Here is a 19,469-nt window from a genome sequence, read left to right as displayed (position 1 = left end):
AGGCTTAATTTTAATGTAAACGCTGACCTGAGATTTCATTGAAACCGAAAGGGGATAGACATCGTGACAGTATCGCTGGGTATTTTGGTTAAAAAATTAAACAATGACCTGCAACGTTATGCTGATCGTGAAGCTAAGCAATTGGGTCTAACACAGGTGCAAATGAGCATCATCGATTTTTTGGCACGGCAAGGCACCAAGCGGCCGTTGTATCAGACGGATGTTGAACATGAATTCAACATCCAGAAATCTTCAGCAACGGCACTGTTACAACTGATGGAGCGCAAGGAATTGATTGTTCGTGTGCCCTCCAAGCAAGATGGGCGATATAAAGCGATTCAGCTAACGGAAAAATCCCAAAAGGTAGCGGCATATATTCGGCATTTCTTTGACCAAAATGATGCTTTTTTGCGCAACGCTTTGGGAGAAGATGCGGAAGTAGTCGTCAATGCGCTTGAAAAACTGCAAACAACGATGGCGGATAAATTAGCAGATCATTGAGGGAACATCTTTGAAGACACCAACTAACGGCCATTAACGAATTCCCGGATCTGGTTGAGCGATTAGGCAGGTGATTCATCGGGACCGTAATAGTGTGGTCTTGACGTTGCAAATGTTTGATGTTTTAGCCAAGTCATTAACTCAGGCGCTAGTTTATGGCTGAGATCTAATGCAGCCTGGATTTGTACTTTGCTGATGTGATCGATGTGCAACCCAGCTAAAATGGTGCAGCTTCCGGGCAGTAATGGTTGCAGCGCTTTGGCACTTGGAAGCGCAAGTAAATCATCTTTATGAAATCTGTTATCATGACTGGGGTAGCGGATTGTTTGAATGGGTTGATCTTTGGTTAACGTGAGAACATCGCCAATATGCGGGTGGTCGCCGCCAGTAATGGTAATAAGTAGATCACGTCCGATCACAGTAACGGTGGCGATGAGGGTGACGTCAGACTGTGTCACGGTTGTCGTGTAAGTCGGGACAGGGTAGTCAGACATTTTATAGCTTCCTTTCGGTGGTGAATAAGTTGAATTTTGAGGATTTAAAAATATTTGTAGCACTGTATGAGCTTAAGAGTTTTTCCAAAGCAGCGGTGGTTTTACATCTTAGTCAATCAGCCTTGTCTAAGCGTATTCAGCATATTGAGGCTATTCTGGGAAGTAAGTTGGTGGATACTAGCAATCATCGCCGCATGCTTGTCACGGAGGCTGGTGAACGGTTTTTCTTTCACGCCAGTAAGATCTTGCACCAAGTCGAGCTCATGAACACGGATTTAAATAGTTTGAAGTCCTTGAGCAACGGTGTTTTGACGATTGGTGCCGTTCCGATTCTTGGTCAGTTTGGCATCAGTCGATTAATAAACGATTTTGCCGCTCAATTTCCGAAGCTGGCACTGCATGTGGTCGAACAGGAAGGCATTAGCATCCTCAAGCAGCTTTTGACTGGTGATTTAGATATGGCATTGCTACGTGATACACAAGCAGAGGTCCTATCAACGCGGGAATATGTCAAACTTGATCTGGCTAAAGATGAGTTGCAAGTTATTCTCGCTAAGACTAATCCATTAGCGAAACGTCCATCGCTGTCTGCAAAAGATTTAGCCGCCACAACGATTGTCAGCTTGCTAAGCGGCTCTGGTGTCTTTGAGCCGATGCAGGCGTTCTTTGCGGATCGTCATATCGCACCCAAAATCATCTTTAGCAGTCCGCATATCGAGACACTTTTGGGGATGGTCGAAGGCAGCCGCCACGTTACCTTTTTGTTCCGTCAATCTTACCAGCCGTTTGCCAATTCGAACTTTGTTGCTAAGTCATTGACGCCGAATATTTGTAGTCATTTGCAACTGGTTTATCGACGCACTAGCAATCCGGCAATTCTTAAATTTGCTGACTACTTGAGCCAGCAAGTTACCGCCGAAAAAGGTTAATGGTAACCGTGATTGTAGAATCCCAAGACGATATTTCGACTGTTGTGTAGCAGTAAGGATTTTAACGATACAGCAGTAGCCCCTAAAGAAAAATCATTTAGGAGCTACTTTGCATTGATATTGACTTTTAACAAGGGTACCGCTGTTATAAAAGTCCAGTCAGCTGGAACCAAAAGACTTCTACCAGCGCAACAATAAACATGACGGCAGTTAGCGGAATACCTAACTTCATGACATCTTTTTGCGTATAACCACCGCCAGTTTCTGGATCGGAACCGACAAGGATAGCCAGGTTATGAAACGGCAAGATGTAGTGCAAATTAACCACTGAAAAGACGATTAATGAAATTGCCAACGGATTAACCCCAAGTGACGAGGTTGCCGCGATAATGGCAGGGATTGTAATACCCATGACGGCAATAACCGAACCCATGAACATGTGAATGATCATCGCAAAAACGGTAATGACCAGTGCCAGTAAGTAGAGATTATGTGGTAAGGCTGAAGGCAGGATCGTTTGGGCAATCCATTTATTCATGCCCGTAAAATCACCCACTTGGCCAATTGCAATTGCCGAAGTCAGGAAGACCAAAACGTTGACGGGAACACCTGACCATGATTTCGCCGTCAAGACCTCACCGATAACCGGCAGACTCATCAGCAAGGCGACAATCAAAGTTAACCAGCCAACGTCAATACCAGTGATGCCACTGGTTAACCATAAACCGATGGCAATGACAAGCCAGACGATCACTCGAATTTCTTTATGCGTCATTGCCCCTTGATCGGCCTGCTTGGCTTTCAGAACATCAAGGTCAATCGTGACTTTTTTGGTTGGTTTGAAGAGGAAAAGAAAGAGCAGCATCGTGATGATCGCGGCAATGATCATCGGAACCCCCATGTAAATAAAATATTGGACAAAGTTGACGCTTTTGCCAGAATCGGCAATTGCTAAGGGGTTGAGCGATGTATCCCCGGTTAGAAAAGCACCGGAAAGAGGACAGGAAGCGGCAAAAACGGCTAGTCCAAGTTTAGCCCGATCCTGTTGTGGCATTTTGGCGCTGGTTGCCACCACATCCATCACGGACATGATCAAGAAGGCACGGGGCCAGGGATGCGGAATCAGTAAAGCAAGGATGAAGGTTAAGGCAAAGATTGAGACGATAATACCGGTCCAACTGCGAACAAATTTGATAATGAAAGCATAGGCAATACGTTCACCTAGGCCAGATTCGCGGACAGCACCGGCAATTAAATAAGCGCCCATCACTAACCACATAATTGACTTGGTCCACGATCCCGCAAATACCTGTGTCGGGGTTGCAACATTCGTCAAGATCAGCAGCATCAGATAAATACCACCAATATAAGCCGGCTGTGCAATCTGGAATGCCCACCAAACAACGGTCATTAAACTCAAAGCAAGATCCATTTGCGCTTTTTCATTGATGCCGCTCAGTGGGGCCAGGTAAACAATGAGGCCCACCGCAATGCCGATGAGAAAACCGATACTCTGTTTATTGAGAACTTTTTTCATCTTAACGACGCTCCATTCCAGCGACTAGCGGTTTCGGTTTTAATATGCAAGGCGTCTAATAGTTTCATGGTGTGATGCTCAATTAAATCCTGGATGGTTTGGGGATGCTGATAGAAAGCTGGAATAGGCGGAATGATTTGAACGCCAATGTGGGCTAGTTTAGCGAGGTTATCCAGATGAATTGGACTAAGCGGTGTTTCCCGCGGCACAATAATCAATTGCCGCTGTTCTTTAATCGTGACATCGGCTGCTCGTCCAATGAGATTATCATCAAAGCCCATCGCAATGCCCGCAATGGTTTTCATGCTTGCCGGAACAATGACCATTGCATCGGTTAAAAAACTGCCGCTTGCAATGGTTGCCCCTTGGTTTTGAACAGGATAAACATAATCCGCCAAAGCTTCGAGTTCGCTTTGTTTCATGTCGGTCTCAAGTGACAGGTTTTGCTTTGCCCAAGCACTCATCACCAAATGAACTTCGACATCAGGCAGGCGATGTAAATGCTGGAGCAGGTTAACAGCGTAAATAGTTCCGGATGCCCCGGTAATCCCTACGATAATACGTTTCAATTCAATCACCTATTTCAAATATTTTTGCCAGTCGGAAACTTTTTTAAAGGCTGCTCGTTTGAATTGATCGCGCATATCAAATGGTACGGTACCATCAATGACCGTCTTCGAACTCATTCCGCGTACCCGAATAGACTTGGGATCATATTGCGGTCGTTCTGACGGATCAAGCGGATGGTTGCGCATGCCAGGTAATACCATGATGTCCTGATCACCTTGAAAACGCGTGTTCATTGTCCAGACGACATCATTCATGTCAAAAATATCGACATCATCATCGACCAGCCAAACAGTTTTTAGTTCTTTGAATGCCGAAAAAGCGAGTAATGCAGCTTGACGTTGAATCCCTTCATCAGCTGGATTATCTTTGTGAATTTGCATGATGGTCATGAGTTTGCCGCCACCAGCTGGGGGATTGTACACATTCTTGACCTTGCCGGGGATGGCACGATCAACAAGTTGTAAAATGCTGGCTTCGGTTGGAATGCCGGCCATGGAGACATGTTCTTCACTAGGTCCGATGACACTTTGCATAATGGGATGATCGCGCCGATGGGTTACAGCCGTCACTTTAATCACTTGCAAAGCCGGATTGGCATCACCGTCATAGCCGGGAAACTCTGGCATGGCTTTGCCGGTATGGGTATTGATATCTTCTTGGATACGCGTGTTAGGCATGATATAGCCTTCCAGTGTAAATTCTGAACGCGCAATGGCTTTTTCATTGACGGTCACAGCCTGAACCAGTTGCACGGGTTCTTGGCGAATGGCTCCGGCAACTCCTAGTTCATCGTAGCCAAGCGGCGTGGTAGGCGGTTCAAAAGTGGCACCAATGGTAATGGCCGGATCCAAGCCAATGTTGATGGTCACCGGCATCGGCTTATTGGCTTTTTCATATTCTTCAGCAAAATGACCAATGTGGCGACCACCGGGCATGATATAAATACCAAGCGTATCCTTATCTTCCAAAACCATGCGATGAATCGTCACATCAGTCATTGTTTTGGCCATATTGGAACCCAAAACTACGCCGCATGTGATGTATGGGCCGGCATCTTGTGGCGTATTGGTTGGTGCTGCAACGAGTTTTCTAATGTCAAAGTCCGGGTCACTAGCCTTGGCAACGACTTCATGCGCAGGCGCTGCTGATTCTTCGACTGTAACGGGTTGAATAGGATTTAAAACCGCTTTGTTCAAGAATCGACCAAGTGTGTGATAGTCTTGGTGAAACATCTTGCCAACCCGCTTGCGACTGGCCATTAAACCGATCAAAACCCTTGTCGTTGGGAAGCCGACAACGTTGTTAAACATCATTGCCGGACCTTCCTGTGTCGGACGTTCGACCGTCCCACCGGCACCGATGTAACGATAAACGCCAGCAAGCTCTGCATCGGGATCGACTTGCACCTCTGTTTCATGATATTGCTGCGGATCCTGTTTTAGTTCATCCAATACTTTTCTTAAGTCCCAAGGTGATGCTGTCATATTAATCACTCCTAAAGGCCGGAACAGCGAACCAGCCGAATTGATTTCAAAATCTAGGCTAGTCTGGGTTGGAAACCTTTTCAATTCGAGTTTTGAATGCTGTTATGCCTGAATGGAATAAGAAAAGGACAATGACATTTTTTAATAGTTGTGATCGTTAATGACAGCTGACTTGTAAATAGTCAATATATGTAACTCGAGGCTGGTCAAAATGAATGAGTTGACAATAGGGAAAAACTAAAAGCCGGCTTGATATATTTCGGCTCTCTCCTAAAAAGAAAAATAAAACCCGCATAGATAGCCATGCAGGTTTGCAAACAGTTATTGAGATGTGCAATGACTTACCGATAATGCTAAGCGCTCCAAGAATTAAGCCTAAAACGGTGAGTCACGTTCAGTTCATTTAAAAAACGCCTGAAATCATTGAGATAGCAGGCGTTTTGACGTTTTGTATGGCATCATGAACAAGACAAGAAAGTGAATGACGGTTGGCAAATCCAACGTATTGTGAGGTGGTCGCCTATGCGTGATGATCAAAATCTATACGGAAGGAGGTGCCTAGTTGTCTGTTGCTGATGCGTTGATGCTGATGCTGGTCTTCGGTGATTTCGTATTATCGTTGATTGCGCTGATCATCACCATTATGCTGATAATACAAGACAATCAAAAAGACCGTCGCTAATCTTTTGGCTAAGATGACGGTCTTTTTGATTAGTCAAATTTAATGCCAACCGTCTTGAACGGTCTTGTCAGGGGAGTATCGGTGGACGCCGATGCTCCCTTTCGTGTTTTATTATAGCATGGTGCCATTGAAGACGGCAATATTAAGCGATCAAACGGTAAGTGCTAAAAGGACGGGATTTTAATATTGAACTTAAGCGGTTGATTTTCAAATTGTACGAACCTTAACCTCATTCACCAGTTCCTGTATACTGAAGTGAAAGCGGACACAAAGCAGGAGGTAGACATGGCAGATAGTTACATCATGGCCATTGATGAAGGCACGACCAGTACGCGCGCGGTTATTTTGGATCATGCTGGCAAGATGGTGGGCGAGGCGCAAAAGGAGTTTACCCAGTATTTTCCTAAACCGGGCTGGGTGGAGCACGATGCGAATGAGATTTGGGAAGCGGTGTTGTCGACGATTGCGGATACCTTTATTTCGTCTGGGGTGCAGCCGCGGCAAATTGCAGGACTCGGGATTACGAATCAGCGTGAAACAACGGTGATTTGGGATAAGACAACGGGGCTGCCGATTTATCATGCGATTGTGTGGCAGTCACGGCAGACCAATGCGTTGGCGGAAGCGTTGCGGCAGGCTGGTCATGGCAAAATGATTCATGAGAAGACCGGCTTGCTGATTGACGCCTATTTTTCCGCTACGAAGATTCGCTGGATTTTGGATCATGTTCCGGGAGCCCAAGAGCGCGCGGAAAATGGCGAGTTGCTGTTTGGCACGATTGATACGTGGCTGAGTTGGAAGTTATCAGGCGGCGCGATTCATGTGACGGACTACACGAATGCCAGTCGAACAATGTTATTCAACATTCATACGTTGGATTGGGATGACGAGATTTTGCAGTTGCTGCATATTCCGCGGGCCATGTTGCCTGAGGTGCGCAGTAATTCGGAAATTTACGGTACTGGCGCGGCTTATCATTTCTTCGGCAGCACGGTTCCGATTGCAGGGATGGCCGGTGACCAGCAAAGCGCCTTGTTTGGCCAGTTAGCGTTGGCGCCGGGGATGGTGAAGAATACATATGGTACTGGCTCGTTTATTGTGATGAATACAGGCGATAAGCCGAAAATGTCTGCTAATAACTTGTTGACGACGATTGCATATGGCGTGAACGGGCAGATTAATTATGCTCTGGAAGGCTCGGTGTTTGTCGCGGGCTCGGCGATTCAGTGGCTGCGCGATCAAATGGGGTTGGTGGCGCAATCGCCTGACACCCAGCAAGCAGCCGAGGCAGCCACTAGTGATGATGAGGTTTATGTGGTGCCTGCGTTTACAGGCTTAGGGGCACCGTATTGGGATGCCGAAGCACGCGGGGCAGTTTTTGGCTTGACCCGCGGGACCACTAAAGACGACTTTATTAAAGCGACGTTGCAGGCTTTGGCTTATCAAACGCGTGATGTGGTTGATACCATGTACAAGGACACGCAGATTGCCGTCCCAGCCTTACGCGTTGACGGTGGGGCAGCTCGCAATGATTACCTGATGCAGTTTCAGGCGGATATCCTGAATAAGCCTTTGGAACGAGCCGCCAATTTAGAGACGACCGCCATGGGTGCTGCCTTTTTAGCGGGGTTGGCAGTCGGCTTCTGGCAGGATACGGATGAACTTAAACAGATTTTCAAGATTGGTAAGCGGTTTGAACCTCGCATGACACCGGCGCGGCGGGAGAATTTATACGCCGGTTGGCAACAGGCTGTCGCCGCCACGCAGATGTTCAAGCACCGGCCGTTACCACGGACATCCACTGCCAATAACGAATAAGCAGAAAAAAGCAATCCCTCGTCGTATAGGCCAAAGGGATTGCTTTTTACATACCGAAGATTTAATTTTTCTGTCCCCGTTTTCGCACCACATAACTATCCAGCAAAATGCGGCTCATAACTTGTAACGGCAGACGCGAAGCCACCTCGTATTTGTCAAAATAGGCGGCTTTTGATTTATAGCCGACAAAAAGTTCATCCGCGTACTTGACGATTGAAGCTTGGGCGTTGGTCGTCAGGATGATTTGCGGAATGTCGCGGGCGGCAAGGGTTTTGGCAGCGGCGACGAGTTCCGGGGTTTCGCCGTTTAAGGTGATCGTGATGGCCACTGCATGCGGACTGATCTGACCGGCGATGGTTTGGATGATGTTGGGATCACTGAAGAATTCAGCATACTTGCCCAGCAACTGGAGCTTCAAAGTGACTTCCGAGGCGATTGATTCGGATAGGCCGCGCGCAAAAATGAGGATGATCTCGGCCTTGGCGAGTAGTTGAACCGAGTCCTCAATGACAGAAACTTTCAGATTATCAAGGGTGTTATAAACCTCAATTTGATTTTGCATAATCACTTTTTTAATTTGATCATCCACCTGATCGAGGATGCCGAATGGTTCAGTGTCGCCAATGCGTTTTAGCAAATCATGCCGAAATTCGGTGTAGCCGTTGAAGCCTTTTTTCTTCATCGTGCGCACAATGGTTGCCGGTGAGACGTTGGCCGCGACGCTTAACTGGGTGATGGATAAGTTGACGACGGTTTGTTGGTGATTCTCGATGTAATCCCAAAGATAAGCCTCTGTGGGACTGAGTGTAGCCATGAGGGTGGCCTCCTTGTTTAGTGGGGTTGATGCAGATGAAAAGCATTTTCGCTTAATCCGGAAAACGACTGAAAACAGAAAACTCTTTTCGGTTGAAAGCGGTTAACATGGTGATAAGTAAAAGAAACGACATGAAGGAGCGCTTAATGTGATTTATACCTTGACGTTAAATCCAGCAATTGATCTTTTTATTAAAACTCAGACCATGGCGCCGAATACGGTGAATCGAACGGACAGTTATGACATTCAGGCAAATGGTAAAGGCGTGAATGTGAGCTGCATCTTGAAGCGGCGCGGGGTTGATAACGTTGCGCTTGGGGTTGGCGGCGGCTTTACCCTTGATTACATTGCGGATTTTCTGACTGAGCAAGGCATTCGCAATCACTTTTACAAGGATGCCGGGTTCACGCGGATTAACGTGTTTACCCGCGTTGTCAGTGATCATAACGAGTATAAGTTAGTGAACCCCGGGCCGGAGATTAGCGCCGAAACATTAAAACAATTATACCAACAACTGACCACTCTTGGGGCTGACGATTGGCTTTGTGTTTCCGGGAGTTTTGCACGCGGCATTGAGCCGAGCTTTTTGTTGCAACTGGGAAAACTGAGCCGGGAAAATGGCTTTGCGTTGATTATCGACAGTTCGTATCCGGAAGCTGTTAAAGCCTTGGCCTATCAACCATTACTGGTGAAGCCGAATGATGCGGAGTTGATGAGTTGGTTTAACCAATCCGGAGAAGCCGACTTGGCGACGATGGTGAAGTTGGGCCACAAAGCGTTAGCGGCTGGGGCCCAAAATGTGTTGGTTTCACTCGGTGCGGCGGGAGCCTTGTTTATGAATCAGGATGTGACGCTGGTCGGAAACGCGCCAAAGATTGACGTGTTGAATACTGCCGGTGCCGGTGACACGATGCTGGGGACCTTTTTAGCGGGCCTTTATCAAAAGCAGGATCTAGCGGACACGCTGAAATTGGCGATTGCGGCGGGCAGTGATACGGCCCGGCGCGCATGGATTACGGATTTTACTGAGACGGATGAATTGTTGACGCAAATTGAGATTAAGAAACTGGAGGGTTAGCTGATGGCAAAGTATGATTTAATTGCTGCGACCGGTTGTGCGACGGGGATTGCCCATACTTATATGGCACAAGAGGCGTTAGAGCAAGCGGCTAAGAAAATGGGTTTGACCATTAAAGTCGAGACGCACGGTCAAACCGGTGTCGATGATCCACTGACGCAAGGAGAAATTGATGGGGCAAAAGGCGTTGTCATTGCTTCTGATATTGACGTTGACGCGGATCGTTTTGCCGGCAAGCCGCTGGTTAATGTGCCGGTTGCGGCCGGTATTCGCGAACCGGATAAACTGATTAAAGAGGCGTTGAGCAGCGCACCGGTTTATATGCCTAAAGGCGGTGCGGCCAAGGCTAGCGCGGATGAAAACGTTGAAACCAGTACAGCCGGAATTGGTAACAAGATTTACACCAGTTTAATGAACGGGGTTTCGCACATGCTGCCGCTGGTGGTTGCCGGTGGTGTATTGATCGCAATTTCATTTTTCTGGGGCATTTATTCGGCGGATCCTAAGAATGCTGAATACAATCAGTTCGCAGCCATGTTGAATTCGGTTGGTAGTGCAGCCATGGGACTCATGGTGCCAGTGCTGGCGGCCTATATCGGGGAAGCCGTAGCCAAACGTTCTGGCTTAATCGTCGGCATGGCGGTTGGGATGATTGCTTACAATGGCGGTCAAGGATCTGGCTTTCTTGGCGCGATTGTCGGTGGTTACATGGCCGGACTGGTCATTTTAATGTTGCAAAAAGTGTTCGCCTTCATGCCCGACAAGGAATTTCGGGGATTAAAAGCTATTTTTCTATATCCGGTACTGGGTGTCTTCATTGCCGGATCGATTATGTATCTCATCAATACCCCGATGAAAGCCTTGAATCTCGGTTTAATGGCGTGGTTAAAAGGGCTTGAAAGTTCCAGTCCGATTATTTTAGGCATTGTTGTCGGTGTCATGTGTGCGGCTGACTTTGGTGGACCAATTAATAAGGCGGCGTATCTCACTGGGACGGCATTGTTGGCTCAGGGCAATTATTTCTTCATGGCCGGCGTTTCAGCAGCCTGCATTGCGCCGCCACTGGCTACCACAATCTCGGTATTACTCAATCCCAAAGCCTACAATCGTGATGAACGCAGCGCTGGGTATGTCAATGCTTTGCTGGGTTCAACCCATATTACAGAAGGGGCGATTCCGTTCGCCGCGAAAAATCCGTTAATGAATATTCCGGCGTTCATGGTTGGCTCCGCGATTGCTGCCGTTTTAACGTATATGTCCCGGATTCAGGTTCCGGCGCCTCATGGTGGATTCATTGTTTTGCCACTGGTGAATAAGCCGGTTCTATGGGTTGCCTGGATTTTAGTCGGTGCAGCAGCATCAGGTGTGCTTTTGGCCATGATTGCCGGCCACTCTGCCAAAAAGCGCGGCGTCAAAAGCGGCGTGGTTGAAGCTGCGTTGGCAACGGAAGGGGCAGCAGATGACGTACCGGTTGCGCACGTGGCCGTTTCATCAGCTCGCAATCAACCGGCTCCAGATGCGGATCAATCCCAGCAAACTTTTGACCCTAGCGAGATTTTGAACAAAGAATACATTGAAGTCAATGTTCCTGCCAAAACGCGGGATGATGTGCTGCATTATTTGGCTAATATGGCAGTAAAAAACGACTTGGCAACTGATGCCGATGCCGTGTTCAACAAGTATGTGGCGCGTGAAAAAGAAGGCTCAACGGGGATGGAAAAAGGCATCGCCATCCCGCACGCACAAGACGCAACGATTAAACGTTCAGCGATGCTCGTGTTGCATTTGGCTCAGCCAGTCGAATGGAAAACATTTGATGGGAAGCCGGTTAATGCGGTGATTTCGTTCCTGATTCCGGAACATGATAGTGGCAGTCACTTGAAATATCTGTCGAGTACGGCGAAGTTACTGACGCATGAGGATTTTGTGAAGGCGTTTCAGGATGCGAAGACGCCGGATGCGTTGTATGAATTGTTTAAGCGGTAAGGTGTGAGTTTGTGGTAAAAAAGAAAGGCTTCCTGACGATGGTGTCGGGAGGCTTTTCTTTTTGGTGTTTCTTATGGATGAAACATTGCAGCAGGGACAGAAGTATTCTTTTTTGGGCAATTCGGTGGTTTTATTCTGCTTTCTATAACGCGCTCGCAGTCGCAGCAATCTGCGTGTAAGGACCTCAAGCCTAAATGGCCAAAGCCGGTGTTTATGGATGGAAAATTGCAGCAAGGACAGAAGTGTTTTTTTGGGGGCAATGTGGAGGTTTTATTTTGCTTTCTATAACGCGCTCGCAGTCGCAGCAATCTGCACATAAGGACCTTGAACCTAAATGGCCAAAGCCGGTGTTTATGGATGGAAAATTGCAGCAGGGACAGAAGTATTCTTTTTTGGGCAATTCGGTGGCTTTATTCTGCTTTCTATAACGCGCTCGCAGTCGCAGCAATCTGCACATAAGGACCTTGAACCTAAATGGCCAAAGACCAGCCATTTAGGTTCAAGGCCACTTATGCTCCGATTGCTAAGCGCTCCTGCTCGCGCTCACACAAAAACAGACCGCTGGGTGGGCGGTCTGTTTACTGTCTGATCGTTGGGGGACGATCGACGATTTCTACTTTGGAGGAGTAAAAATGAAAAAGTTGGGTTGGGGTTTAGGAATGAGTGGGTGGCTCATTTCTATGTTTCTTATACTACAGACAGGGTGTGAATGAATTGTGAAGGCAAATCCAACATTTTATTATGTCTTTATGGCGATTATGTTCACATTTTCCAAATCGGCTTGGAATTGCTTAAGAAGTTAGTTTGGCTGAACGTTACTTAACGAAACAAACGTTCTTCATGCAAATCCGAACATTTCGTGGTAAACTCTTCCCAACAGCTCAAGTGGCCTAAATTGGCCAAGATGATGGGGTGTTAATGTGAAGAAACAGCATATTGTGGCTCGGGTACGGCGCCCGGATGGTTTGGTTTTGGACTTTCGGCTACCCAAAGATATTACGCATGCAATCAAAGTAAGTCCGCAAACAGATTGGTTTGAGCGGTTACGCGGGGGATTGATTGTTGCACCTATGGCACCGTACGTGGGCAAGGGGAAGACGGCTTTCTTTATTGGTCGCATTGAGCGCGTCTATTATTCAAGCCGTCAGTTAAAACGCTTTACGCGCAGTCAGTTTTTGTTGCCTGATGTTTGGCGCGAACAGGATTTGCTAGAAAGTTTTACGTTTTTGCGGCACGATCACGCGTGGTTGAATCGCTTGTATATCAAAGATGATTTACGCTATTGGTATCACGATGCCAACTCGCATTTTTTGGCAAATGTTCGCGATTTGCACTGCAAGTTGGTGTATCATCGCTTTCAGAGTCGAAAACAACGACTGCTGCCGAACTTCTAAGATGGCAACAAAAAGTTCAGACAAAAAGCAGGCCATGGTGACCTGCTTTTTGTTGCGACTGACTTATGATAGAAAATATTGTCCGGTTAGAATGCCAATTAAGACTACTAGCCCAGGCAAAAGGTTGGAAATGCGGATTTTGGTGATGCCCATGAGATTCAGGCCGATACCGAGGATCATCAACCCGCCAATGGCACCAATTTCTCGAAGTGAGGTTGCCATCAACGTTTTGGGGATGAACTGGACAAGAAAGCTGGCTAACAAGGTGATGGTTCCTTGATATAAAATCACCGGGATGGCCGAAAATAAAACGCCGATGCCTAGCGAGGCGGTCATCATAATGGCCATGAAACCATCCATAACCGCCTTGGTATACAGGGTCGCATTATCACCGGACACGCCGGCTTGAATGGCCCCCAAAATGCTCATGGCACCGATGACGGCAATTAAAGTCGCGGTGACAAACCCTTCCGCAAAATGGCTGTTGTTGCGGGCGAAGCGTTCCTGCAGCTTAAGACCGAGGTGATTCATGCCGTCTTCAATATGCAACCATTCGCCCAGCAAGCCACCGAGACAGAGACTGATGATGATCACAATAAAGCTTTTGGTCTGCAACGCCATTTGAATGCCAAGCGCAAAGGTACCCAGACCCAAACTTTTCGTAATCGTGTCCTTTGCATTGGCGCTGATATTGTGCAGGATCAGCCCTAGTAAACTGCCGCCGATAATCGTTAAGCCATTAACGATTGAACCCATGAACATCATGTATTTTCCCTCACCTTTTCAAAATGCTGGTTGCTCTTAACCGAACTATCATAGCATGTTTTACGGCGATCAATAACGGCAGGTTTTTACCAATTGGTTGACTGGTTCAGGTAAAATAGAACTATAACCGTTTTAAAGTGCAGAAAAGGCGTTTCAATCACGGAAAAGACTTGCAAAAAACAAACGCGTGTTCGATAATGTAACTAGTGTATTTTGAGCGAAGTATGTACGACATTAAGGAGACAAGTATGGCGAAAAAAACGACCACAAAAGCTGATAATAAAAAGTCTGATGCCACAGATCGTGAAACCGAATTAGAAAAGGCGCTGCAAAAGATTACCAAGGCGTTCGGTGAAGGCGCGGTCATGAAGATGGGTGATCGACCGGAGTTGAAGATCGATGTGGTCTCAACCGGGATTCTGTCATTGGATCTCGCTCTTGGTGTCGGTGGCTTACCACGGGGCCGGATCGTTGAAATTTATGGACCTGAAAGTAGTGGGAAAACCACGATTGCGCTGCAGACGATTGCCGAATTACAAAAAACCGGTGGCAAGGCAGCTTATATTGACGCGGAAAATGCGATGGATCCAAAGTATGCTGCCGAGTTAGGCGTGAACATTGACGACCTTTTGCTTTCCCAACCAAATTCGGGTGAACAAGGATTGGAAATCGCCGAGATGCTGATCGAATCGGCAGCGGTTGATGTTGTCGTGATCGACTCCGTAGCCGCGCTGGTGCCAAAGGCTGAAATCGAGGGTGCAATTGGTGACAGTCACGTTGGCTTGCAAGCACGGCTGATGTCGCAGGCACTGCGAAAGATGGCCGGAACGATTAACAATACGAATACGTTGGTCATCTTCATTAACCAGTTACGTGAAAAAGTCGGCATTGTTTTTGGCAATCCGGAAGTCACCCCAGGCGGCCGGGCGCTGAAGTTTTACGCCTCTGTGCGCATTGAAGTACGCAAAGGCCAGCAGGTTAAAGATGGTAAGAATGTCGTTGGGTTTGCCAGCAAGCTCAAGGTGACCAAGAATAAGGTGGCACCGCCGTTTAAGACCGTTGAAACCACTATGTCGTTTGGGCACGGGATCGAGCACAATACTGACATGATCAACTTAGCGACTGATAAAGACAACGATCTGGACGTTATCACCAAATCAGGCTCATGGTACAACTATGGTAAGGAGCGCCTCGGCCAAGGTCTGGTCAATGCGTCTCATTATCTGGATGAGCATCCTGAAGTATCCAAGGAAATCGAAGCCAAGATCCGCGAGCAGTCCGCACCGAAGCCAAAAGAAGAGGACGAAAAGAAGGATACTGCTAAAGACGAGAAAACAACGGCTGACAAGAAGCCTGAAGAGAAACCAACAACTGACAAAAAGCCGGATGATAAGAAAGATGATCCATCCAGCTTCGGGGTTGACCGTTTAGTTTAAAATATGCGTAAACGTACTAGCCGCAACCAGACTTACACATGATGTGAGTCTGGTTGCGGCTTTTGCTTGATAGGAAAAGAGCCAAGCGATTGTTCACAAAAACTTTCATCACGGTTGCACCTATCACGGATCTTGAATTCGGGTGAACCAACAGAACAATAATACAGTCATGTCAACAAACGTTAATACACGCGCCTTTAATTGGTTATGCTTCGTTGGATTTTAGAATTTGATATTGCTTAAAGAATCTTTCCCGAGATACCACGCGTTGATTGGTTGCATCCAAGAAGTCACCTGAATCTCCGTATGCGTAAACACCCAGTGCATCAACGCCACCTCCAAGTGAACCGCTAGCAACGAACTTTAAATTCTTCTTGTTAGGTGGGGTTAACGCCCACATGAGAATACGAACCCGATTATCCAACCAATAAAGATAGTTTTGTGAGAATGCATCTTTTACCCAATCTGGCTGAGCGCCTGTTTTGGTGATTTCCCAAACATCAGCAGGTTGGCCTTTATACAATGTTTCCATGATCATTCCCCTCTCTTTGCAATTGAACGTTTATTAGTCTTTTTAAGTCAGTAAACGAGGCATAGAAAAATGGACTATAGAATCTACAGGTGCATAGTTGTCTGAAATTGGCTATAGCATATGCTGGAAAATTGTTCTCGTAAAGCATTTTGTCTTTGGAGTGTTTTAATTTTCAAAGTGACTGTTCAAGTGTCATGTTCGTCAAACAATCTTCAAAAAGCACAAGCATTATTGCTTGCCAAATCAAAAACGGCAATCTAAGATGATTGCAACCGCTCTCATGTATGCTGCATACCAAGGCACGGCCAGGGCAAGCTGTTTATTCGACACGATCAGTTCACAAATGAAGGGGTGAGCCAAAATGGAAAAGAAACAAGAACTCATTGCAAAGATGCTAGAACTGCAGCATCTTTTCGAGAAACAATCCGATGCGACATCGCAAGCTATTGTTGCAAGTATCAAACAGGCCATTGATAAGGTGGCGGATAAACGGATACAAGGAGTCAATATTGCCCCACAAGTCTTGCCAATCGGGTATTTCATTAGAGACGAAATGCGCGACCATCAGTATCAGCTCACTTTAGCGCAGCGGACGGTACTGTTTGACATGGAAGGCATGGCTGAGGCGATTGCTAATAAGTATTTCTCGGGAATACCATCGTTTTAAGCGTGAATGCTGATTTGGATGCAGGTGCCGTTGCTCCCCATAACGCGGTTGCTAGCCTAGAACCTTGTACAACCTCTCCAGGCGCAATAACCAAAGTGCCGGCCGTCATGCCCAAGGCCACTTACACTCCGATCCCTAACCGCGCCGGCTCGCGCTCATGATACAAAAACGCCCGTTGCGTATTGGCAGCGGGCGTTTTTGTGATGATTGGATGGGGGCCAATCATCTTATTTTTCTTTGGAGGAGAAAAATGAAAATTAGGTTGGGGTGTAGAGATGAGTGGGTGGCTCATTTCTATGTTTCCTATACTACTGACAAAGTGTGACGAAAGTGTGATGGTTACTTTGTCATTTTGTAAAAGTTTGAGTAGATTAAGACGAAGAAAACTAAGCTTGTTCGGCTACTAGGTGATGCTGCAACGCGGTTTTAAGTGCATCGCCTAATGCTTTGATACCAGTGTCGATCTGCTCAAGTGTCGGACCGGTGAAGTTTAGCCGTGCGCCGTTGACCTGAGCCGAAGTTGCATATAGGTTGGCGGAAGGCACATAGGAAATGTTGCTTTCCGGTAACAGATGTTGCTTCATGAAGGCACCCATGTCGAAGCCGGCTGGCATGGTGAGCCACAGGAAGAAGCCGCCATCAGGGTTGGTGAAGTGCGCTTCATCAGGAAGGTAACGATTCATCGCTGCGACCATGGCATTTTTCTTTTCGCGGTAACGATTCTGGATTTCGGTGATGTGGGCATCTAGGTCATTTTCCGCCATGTAGGCATCAATGCCGTGCATGGTCAGGTTGCTGGATTCCAAGTCGCTTCCGCCTTTTAACGCCAGTAATTCCTGCAAAAGGTCCGGTGCAGCAACGAGCCAGCCCATCCGTAAGCTTGGTGAGAGGATCTTGCTGAAGCTGCCGAGATAGACGACGCGGCCTTGCGTGTCAAATGACTTAATGGTCGGCAGCGGCTTACCATCATAGCGAAGATCGCGGTAGGGGTTGTCTTCGAGGATCATAACGTCATATTGGTTGGCGAGTCGAATCAAAGCCTTACGCTTAGCCACAGACATCACAACGCCGGTTGGATTTTGAAAATCGGGTACCGTATAGATGAACTTGACTTTGTGACTCATTAAAACGCGCTGTAAGGCATTAATGTCCATCCCATCGTCTTGCATCGGGATTTCATAATAAGTTGGCTGATAAGCATTAAAGGCGGCTAAGGCACCGAGATACGTTGGCGCTTCAACAACTAGGCCATCGCCTGAATCAAGCATGAGGCGCGCCACTAGATCGAGTCCTTGCTGAGCGCCTTGGGTCATCATGATGTTATCGGCACGAGTCGGAATGCCAGTTGCGCGCAGCCGAGCCGCAATCTTTTCGCGTAAAGGCAAGTAGCCTTGAGTGCTAGCGTATTGCAACAGTTCAGTATCGCCACTGTTAAAGCTGTGCTTAAATGCCTGATTCAGTTGTTGGGTCGGAAACAAACTCCGATCCGGGTAGCCGCCTGCAAACGAGATGACATTCGGGCCAGACGCGGCGAACAGATCTTCTAATCCGGAATTGCCGGTTTTTTGGGTACGTTTTGCGAATTTCATGATGAATCCCCTTTTGATATCGGGCGTGTAACCGAGCCTGATGCCGATCCACACGTTAATTGCGATACCGTTGTCGCGTTGGTAAAAGTTCAACCAACGTTTTCTTATTGACACTAGTGTAAAACGGCTCGTATGATTGAGTAAAGCTCAACTATTTCAGCTTAAGTTGAATTTTGTTCATGTTAAAATCAACGAACAGGCCTCAGCGTCCATTTGACAGGCATTGTGCGGCTCAAGTGACAACGCGTGTCACTTGGGCCAAGTATAAAAAAGGGAAAAGTGATAACATGGGTAATTTTTCTTATGAAGTCTTTAGTAAAGTGGTGGAACGTGGCACGTTAGCCCAAGCAGCGGCGGAATTAAATGTGACGCCGAGTGCGGTTAGCCATAGTATCAGTCAGCTGGAGACCGAGCTGGGGTTTCCACTTTTAATTCGGAATCGTACCGGCGTCACGTTGACGGAAGATGGGGCCCAGGTGCTGCCAATTATCCAAAGTATTCAGAACCTTGAAGAGCAACTGTCGCAAGTCGCCGATAACATCAATGGCGTCAATACCGGCAGAATTCGGATTGGCGCGTTTTCGTCGGTTTCGACTAACTGGCTGCCGACGATTATTCAACGGTTTAAGAAGCGCTATCCACACATTGAAATCAGTGTTATTCAAGGGACCTTCAACCGCATTGTGGAGGCGGTTCGACTAGGTACGGTTGACATGGGCTTTTCATCGCTGCCGGTTGGACCCGGGGTGGTGGTTGAGCCGTTGTTAAAAGATCCGATCTACTGCATCACACCAAAACGCTTCAAGCCTAAAAACGGCAAAACCGTGACGCAAGCCGATGTTGAGAAGCGGAATTTTATTTTGCAACAAATTGACTATGATCGTGATACCAAGAATGCGTTGGATCGTTATCATGTGTCGACCAACACGATCAACTATTCGATTGATGACCAAAGTATTCTATCCATGGTGGAATCAGGGCTGGGCTTGGGAATTTTGCCGAAGCTCGCGTTGCAGAAGCTGGTGGGGGATGTGAATGTGTATCCTTTTTCCGAACCGTTCGCGCGAACCTTGTGTTTGGTGATTAATCCGACCATCAAAAAATCACCTTCTGTCCAGCGGATGCAGCAGGTGATTCACACATTTTTGGCGGAAACTTATGGGGAAGCTTTTCTTGGCAATCAAGGGTAAAAT

19 protein-coding genes are annotated in these 19,469 nt (G+C 47.2%); 11 read left to right on the top strand and 8 right to left on the bottom strand.

Annotated features, from left to right (window positions below; all coding sequences use genetic code 11):
• Window positions 1-63 precede the first annotated feature (63 nt).
• Window positions 64-501 (top strand): MarR family winged helix-turn-helix transcriptional regulator, encoded by a 438-nt coding sequence (locus tag EL173_RS13700; protein WP_005690887.1) that lies wholly within the window; start codon window positions 64-66, stop codon window positions 499-501.
• A gap of 62 nt (window positions 502-563) precedes the next feature.
• Here the strand turns inward: EL173_RS13700 and lpdD are convergent, their stop codons facing one another.
• Window positions 564-995: a prenylated flavin chaperone LpdD gene (gene lpdD, locus EL173_RS13695; protein ID WP_005690889.1), complete on the bottom strand. Its 432-nt coding sequence runs from the start codon at window positions 993-995 to the stop codon at window positions 564-566.
• Between the two features lie 29 nt (window positions 996-1,024).
• Between lpdD and EL173_RS13690 the strand changes: the two genes are divergently transcribed.
• Entirely contained in the window at window positions 1,025-1,924 is a 900-nt protein-coding gene (locus EL173_RS13690) for a LysR family transcriptional regulator (protein WP_014571669.1), read from the top strand.
• Between the two features lie 145 nt (window positions 1,925-2,069).
• Here EL173_RS13690 and EL173_RS13685 read toward each other — a convergent pair whose 3' ends face one another.
• Genes EL173_RS13685 through EL173_RS13675 form a run of 3 tightly spaced genes read right to left on the bottom strand, consistent with a single transcriptional unit; the run spans window position 2,070 to window position 5,515 of the window.
• Window positions 2,070-3,461, bottom strand: coding sequence for an SLC13 family permease (locus EL173_RS13685; protein ID WP_005690892.1), 1,392 nt, complete (start codon window positions 3,459-3,461; stop codon window positions 2,070-2,072).
• Window positions 3,458-4,030 carry a UbiX family flavin prenyltransferase gene (locus EL173_RS13680; protein ID WP_005686513.1) on the bottom strand — a complete coding sequence of 191 codons (573 nt, stop codon included), beginning with the start codon at window positions 4,028-4,030 and terminating at the stop codon, window positions 3,458-3,460. The genes EL173_RS13685 and EL173_RS13680 overlap by 4 nt, the downstream gene beginning before the upstream one ends.
• A gap of 9 nt (window positions 4,031-4,039) precedes the next feature.
• Entirely contained in the window at window positions 4,040-5,515 is a 1,476-nt protein-coding gene (locus tag EL173_RS13675) for a UbiD family decarboxylase (protein ID WP_005690895.1), read from the bottom strand.
• 562 nt (window positions 5,516-6,077) lie between these two features.
• On the opposite strand from EL173_RS13675, the gene EL173_RS13670 reads away from it, so the two are divergent.
• Both EL173_RS13670 and glpK read left to right on the top strand, forming a co-directional pair.
• Window positions 6,078-6,197, top strand: coding sequence for a putative holin-like toxin (locus EL173_RS13670; RefSeq protein WP_005690800.1), 120 nt, complete (start codon window positions 6,078-6,080; stop codon window positions 6,195-6,197).
• Window positions 6,198-6,482: 285 nt separating this feature from the next.
• The gene (glpK, locus tag EL173_RS13665) at window positions 6,483-8,015 is read left to right on the top strand and encodes a glycerol kinase GlpK (protein WP_014571668.1); all 1,533 of its coding nucleotides are present in this window, start codon (window positions 6,483-6,485) and stop codon (window positions 8,013-8,015) included.
• 61 nt (window positions 8,016-8,076) lie between these two features.
• Here glpK and EL173_RS13660 read toward each other — a convergent pair whose 3' ends face one another.
• Window positions 8,077-8,829: a MurR/RpiR family transcriptional regulator gene (locus EL173_RS13660; RefSeq protein ID WP_005690899.1), complete on the bottom strand. Its 753-nt coding sequence runs from the start codon at window positions 8,827-8,829 to the stop codon at window positions 8,077-8,079.
• Between the two features lie 148 nt (window positions 8,830-8,977).
• Between EL173_RS13660 and pfkB the strand changes: the two genes are divergently transcribed.
• The 4 genes from pfkB (at window position 8,978) to EL173_RS13630 (ending at window position 13,287) form a co-directional block, all read left to right on the top strand.
• The gene (pfkB, locus tag EL173_RS13655) at window positions 8,978-9,907 is read left to right on the top strand and encodes a 1-phosphofructokinase (protein WP_005690901.1); all 930 of its coding nucleotides are present in this window, start codon (window positions 8,978-8,980) and stop codon (window positions 9,905-9,907) included.
• Between the two features lie 3 nt (window positions 9,908-9,910).
• Entirely contained in the window at window positions 9,911-11,893 is a 1,983-nt protein-coding gene (locus EL173_RS13650) for a fructose-specific PTS transporter subunit EIIC (RefSeq protein ID WP_005690903.1), read from the top strand.
• A gap of 194 nt (window positions 11,894-12,087) precedes the next feature.
• On the top strand, window positions 12,088-12,321 hold the full coding sequence (locus tag EL173_RS15180) for a hypothetical protein (RefSeq protein ID WP_005690905.1): 234 nt from the start codon (window positions 12,088-12,090) through the stop codon (window positions 12,319-12,321).
• A 492-nt stretch (window positions 12,322-12,813) separates the two neighbouring features.
• A complete protein-coding gene (locus tag EL173_RS13630) occupies window positions 12,814-13,287 on the top strand; it encodes a DUF7679 family protein (RefSeq protein ID WP_005690906.1) in 474 nt (157 codons plus the stop codon).
• Between the two features lie 63 nt (window positions 13,288-13,350).
• Here EL173_RS13630 and EL173_RS13625 read toward each other — a convergent pair whose 3' ends face one another.
• Window positions 13,351-14,052, bottom strand: a complete 702-nt coding sequence (locus tag EL173_RS13625; RefSeq protein WP_005690907.1) for a DUF554 domain-containing protein — start codon at window positions 14,050-14,052, stop codon at window positions 13,351-13,353.
• Window positions 14,053-14,300: 248 nt separating this feature from the next.
• Here EL173_RS13625 and recA point away from each other — a divergent pair, with 248 nt between their 5' ends.
• Window positions 14,301-15,488: a recombinase RecA gene (gene recA, locus EL173_RS13620; RefSeq protein WP_005688163.1), complete on the top strand. Its 1,188-nt coding sequence runs from the start codon at window positions 14,301-14,303 to the stop codon at window positions 15,486-15,488.
• A gap of 205 nt (window positions 15,489-15,693) precedes the next feature.
• Here recA and EL173_RS13615 read toward each other — a convergent pair whose 3' ends face one another.
• On the bottom strand, window positions 15,694-16,020 hold the full coding sequence (locus EL173_RS13615) for a hypothetical protein (protein ID WP_005688165.1): 327 nt from the start codon (window positions 16,018-16,020) through the stop codon (window positions 15,694-15,696).
• 361 nt (window positions 16,021-16,381) lie between these two features.
• Between EL173_RS13615 and EL173_RS13610 the strand changes: the two genes are divergently transcribed.
• Entirely contained in the window at window positions 16,382-16,687 is a 306-nt protein-coding gene (locus EL173_RS13610) for a hypothetical protein (RefSeq protein ID WP_005690910.1), read from the top strand.
• Between the two features lie 386 nt (window positions 16,688-17,073).
• On the opposite strand, the gene EL173_RS13605 is transcribed toward EL173_RS13610, so the two are convergent.
• The gene (locus EL173_RS13605; protein ID WP_014571663.1) at window positions 17,074-18,276 is read right to left on the bottom strand and encodes an aminotransferase-like domain-containing protein; all 1,203 of its coding nucleotides are present in this window, start codon (window positions 18,274-18,276) and stop codon (window positions 17,074-17,076) included.
• A 287-nt stretch (window positions 18,277-18,563) separates the two neighbouring features.
• On the opposite strand from EL173_RS13605, the gene EL173_RS13600 reads away from it, so the two are divergent.
• Window positions 18,564-19,466, top strand: coding sequence for a LysR family transcriptional regulator (locus EL173_RS13600; protein ID WP_005685159.1), 903 nt, complete (start codon window positions 18,564-18,566; stop codon window positions 19,464-19,466).
• The last annotated feature ends 3 nt before the right edge of the window (window positions 19,467-19,469 follow it).

Source organism: Lacticaseibacillus rhamnosus (assembly GCF_900636965.1).
GTDB lineage: Bacteria > Bacillota > Bacilli > Lactobacillales > Lactobacillaceae > Lacticaseibacillus > Lacticaseibacillus rhamnosus.
This window is presented reverse-complemented; position numbering and strand designations above follow the sequence as displayed.